The sequence below is a fragment of the Paenibacillus agaridevorans genome, assembly GCF_003112455.1.
GTDB classification, from domain to species: Bacteria; Bacillota; Bacilli; order Paenibacillales; family Paenibacillaceae; genus Pristimantibacillus; species Pristimantibacillus agaridevorans.
This window is the reverse complement of the sequence record NZ_BDQX01000269.1, coordinates 11,518-15,339: the sequence shown is the minus strand read 5'-3', so window position 1 is coordinate 15,339 and position 3,822 is coordinate 11,518. Positions and strand designations below refer to the sequence as shown.

Annotated in this window: 3 protein-coding genes and 1 pseudogene; all 4 read right to left on the bottom strand. The window is 54.8% G+C overall.

The window, feature by feature from the left end; all coding sequences use genetic code 11:
• Nucleotides 1–1,036 (bottom strand): annotated as a pseudogene (locus tag PAT3040_RS22160) (hypothetical protein); the annotation flags it as partial.
• 183 nt (nucleotides 1,037–1,219) lie between these two features.
• Nucleotides 1,220–1,975, bottom strand: a complete 756-nt coding sequence (locus tag PAT3040_RS22150) for a polysaccharide deacetylase family protein (RefSeq protein WP_246608629.1) — start codon at nucleotides 1,973–1,975, stop codon at nucleotides 1,220–1,222.
• A 221-nt stretch (nucleotides 1,976–2,196) separates the two neighbouring features.
• Nucleotides 2,197–3,534 carry an LLM class flavin-dependent oxidoreductase gene (locus PAT3040_RS22145; protein WP_108994418.1) on the bottom strand — a complete coding sequence of 446 codons (1,338 nt, stop codon included), beginning with the start codon at nucleotides 3,532–3,534 and terminating at the stop codon, nucleotides 2,197–2,199.
• A gap of 53 nt (nucleotides 3,535–3,587) precedes the next feature.
• The coding region (locus tag PAT3040_RS38920) for a GNAT family N-acetyltransferase (protein WP_258235104.1) at nucleotides 3,588–3,822 on the bottom strand (235 nt) is incomplete at its 5' end.

Sequence of the window (3,822 nt, the reverse complement as noted above, 5' to 3'; positions counted from 1 at the left end):
CGTCTGCTCCAGTTGCACCTGCTGCTCCTGTCGAGCCTGTCGCACCGTCTGCTCCCGTTGGGCCTGTCGGACCCGTTGCCCCATCCGCTCCCGCAGCACCTGTTGCTCCGTCTGCTCCTGTTGCTCCAGTTGCACCTGCTGCTCCTGTCGAGCCTGTCGCACCGTCTGCTCCCGTTGGGCCCGTCGGACCTGTCGGCCCTGTTGCCCCATCGGCACCAGGCGATCCAGTTGCCCCATCCGCTCCCGTAGCCCCCGTTGCACCGTCTGCTCCTGTTGCTCCAGTTGCACCTGCTGTTCCTGTCGAGCCTGTCGCACCGTCTGCTCCCGTTGGGCCCGTCGGACCTGTCGGCCCTGTTGCCCCATCGGCACCAGGCGATCCAGTTGCCCCGTCTGATCCCGTTGCACCCGTTGCTCCGTCTGCTCCAGTTGCTCCAGTTGCACCTGCTGCTCCATCTGCCCCTGTTGCTCCAGTTGCGCCCGCTGCTCCATCTGCCCCTGTTGCTCCAGTTGCACCCGCTACTCCTGTCGAGCCTGTCGCTCCATCTGCCCCCGTTGGACCAGTCGGTCCTGTCGCTCCCGCCTGCCCGTCTGCGCCGGTTGCCCCCGTCTGGCCATCAGCACCTGTCGCCCCCGTCTGCCCGGCTAAGCCAGTCGCGCCCGTGGCGCCTGCAGCACCAGTCGCGCCTGTTGCCCCTGAGGCCCCCGTTTCGCCTCTTTTCCCATGTTTCCCATGTTTCCCGCGTTTGCCACGTTTCCCGCGTTTCCCGCGTCTTCCTCTTTCGGCTTCGAGACGTACTCTCGCAGAACCTTCCGTTACGGTAATATCAATCGTATCGGATTCGAAAGTGAGATTACCGCATTCCTCAACCGGAGCCTCACCGTTTGGCCCGATCACATGGAACAAAACATCATGATGCCCGTGTCCCTTTGGCTTGTCGCAATCATGCTTCTTGGTTTTACCAAGGTTTCTATTCAATTTAACTTTTTTGTTGCTAAGTAACTTCATGGTCTTTTTTTTCTTTGGATGGTTAGCCACCCGCCTCACCTCCTAATTACTCCAAATTAGTATATGAATGCTTCGTTCAACGAGACTGTGTGCTTGCCGTTATCACTATATATTTTCAGCAATTTTTAATGACATTTTCTAATTGAAGAAACACAAAAAATCCGACCCCATTTTCAGGCCGGATTCCGTATACAATCGATTGTGTCAACAATCCTATTCCCCCACATCCCCCTGATGCGCCTCGTTCGAACGTTTGGACTTTACCAGATCAGATATCGTCACAAAGCGGAAACCGCGGGCCTTCAGCTCGGGCAAAATGATCTTGAGGGCGCGGTAGGTTTGAGTCGAACCCCGCACGTTGTCATGCATGAGGACGATGTCACCGTTATGCGCATTGTTCAACACCTTTTTGACAATAGCGTCTACGCCGGGAGAACGCCAATCATTTGTATCCTGATGCCACGACCATAACGTAACGGTATAGCCATGTTTGCGAGCAGAGGAAATGACGGTGTCGTTGATGTATCCTCCCGGCGGGCGGAACCAGGGGGAATCCTGCCCCGTCACTTCTTCGATTTTATGTTTGGTTTGCAAAATTTCGTTATCGATGGCTTGAAGAGATTGATTCCCGTTAAAGAACACATGGCTGAAAGTATGATTGGCCACTTCATGCCCTTCATCGGCTTGCCGCCTTATAATATCGACATTTTTGTCGATACGGTTGCCTACGACAAAGAAGGTCGCTTTGGCCTCATATTCCTTTAATAAGTCCAAAATCAGCGGCGTCATGTTTGCATTGGGACCGTCGTCGAATGTAAATGCGATGAGCTGCTCGTCCGTTGCCACCTCCCACATGGCTTCGCCTCGCATCTCATAATAATTTCGGTTATGGGCTTGCGGTACATATCCGCACAGTAAGACAATGCTTATCATACCGATCAACCCGTTACACCAGCTGTTCTTTTTCAATTTTCATCCCATCCCAGATCCGTATTTTCGTCGCGTTGCCGAATGTTTGGCATATTGTGTACATATTATTTTGTACTTATTCCCCCGTTCGAGTCGGGGGAGTTTTCGGGTCTCGAGGAAAAAAATGAATATGGGCAAGCGACCAACCGAGGACCTGCGAAGCTAAAGCTAACAACAAAGACAAAAAGGCGCCCCGGATTGACGCCTCTCTTTTTCTGCAATTACGCTTGTTCCACCTCAACGGCCTGCTTCGCATATCGATTCTCCGGAATCGGCAATCCAAGGTTACCGCGCAGCGTGGACGACTCGTAGTCTTCGCGGTATAATCCGCGCTGCTGCAGAATCGGCACAACAAGCTCTACGAAGTCCTCCAAGCCGCTAGGGATATGGGTATGCACGATAAAACCGTCCGCTGCCTCCTCTTCATGCCATTGCTGAATGAGATTGGCGATTCTCTCCGGCGTTCCGATGAAAGGCGTCCGCGGCGTTGCCGACTGCAGGGCTACCTGGCGGAGCGTCAGTCCCTTCTCCTTTGCCGTCTTTTTGATCTTGTCGGTGCCGCTGCGGAAGCTGTTGCTGCCGAGATCGCCAAGCTCCGGGAACGGCTCGTCGAGCGGATATTGCGAGAAGTCGTGATGCTCGAAGAACCGACCCAAGTAATTGAGCGCGTTCTCGATGGAGACGAGAGCGGCCAGCTCCTCGTACTTGCGCTCCGCCTCCTCCTCCGTCTTGCCGATAATGGGGCCGATGCCGGGGAGAATAACGATATCGTCGACCGAACGGCCTGCCGCCGCAGTCCGTTCTTTTACATCCTTATAGAAAGCCTTGGCTTCTTCGATGTTCTCATGTCCGGTAAAAACGGCATCCGCTTCCTTCGCGGCCAGATTTTTGCCGCTCTCCGACGAACCCGCCTGAAAGATGACGGGATGGCCTTGGCTGGAGCGGGAGATATTGAGCGGACCCGTCACGGAAAAGTGCTTGCCCTTGTGGTCGAGCCGATGCAGCTTCGACGGATCGAAGAAAACGCCGGATGCCTTGTCGCGCACGAAGGCGTCGTCTTCCCAAGAGTCCCACAATCCTCGTACGACTTCCAAATATTCTTCGGCAATCTCATATCGCTCGTCATGCGTGGGATGATGGTCGCGGCCGAAGTTGCCGGCCGACCCCTCGAGCGGAGAGGTTACGACATTCCAGCCTGCGCGGCCACCGCTAATGTGGTCCAGGGAGCCGAATTGGCGGGCGACGTTGAACGGTTCGCTGTACGAGCTCGATAACGTGCCAACCAACCCGATCTTGGAAGTGACCGACGCAAGAGCAGAAAGGATGGTGATAGGCTCGAAACGGTTCAGGAAATGAGGAATCGATTTTTCGTTAATGTATAAACCATCCGCGATGAAGACCAGGTCGAACTTCCCTTTTTCCGCGGTAGCGGCCTGCCTTTTGTAGAAGTCAAGGCTAACGCTTGCATCCGCGGGTACTTCGGGATGGCGCCAGCCGGATATATTCCCCCCTACACCGTGAATAATGGCGCCGAATTTGATTGGTTTGCGACTGCTCATGTCCATTCCTCCCTATCCGTGTCTGTGTATTTCGATCATGCTCGATTACATAATCAATGTTGTTGCAGCAGCGTGCTGTCTGCGAGATGAAGACGATAACTCTTAACCAGAATATCTCCGTTCATAAATTCCTTGTCGTACGCCCGTTCGAACCCCAACCGTTCGTACAAGCGGATCGCCGCGTCCATCAGATCGGAAGTATGAAGATGGAGCGTTGCGGCGCCCTGCTCCCTGGCATAGGCGGCGCTTGCGCGGATCAGCTCGGTCGCTACGCCGGCGCCCCGCGCC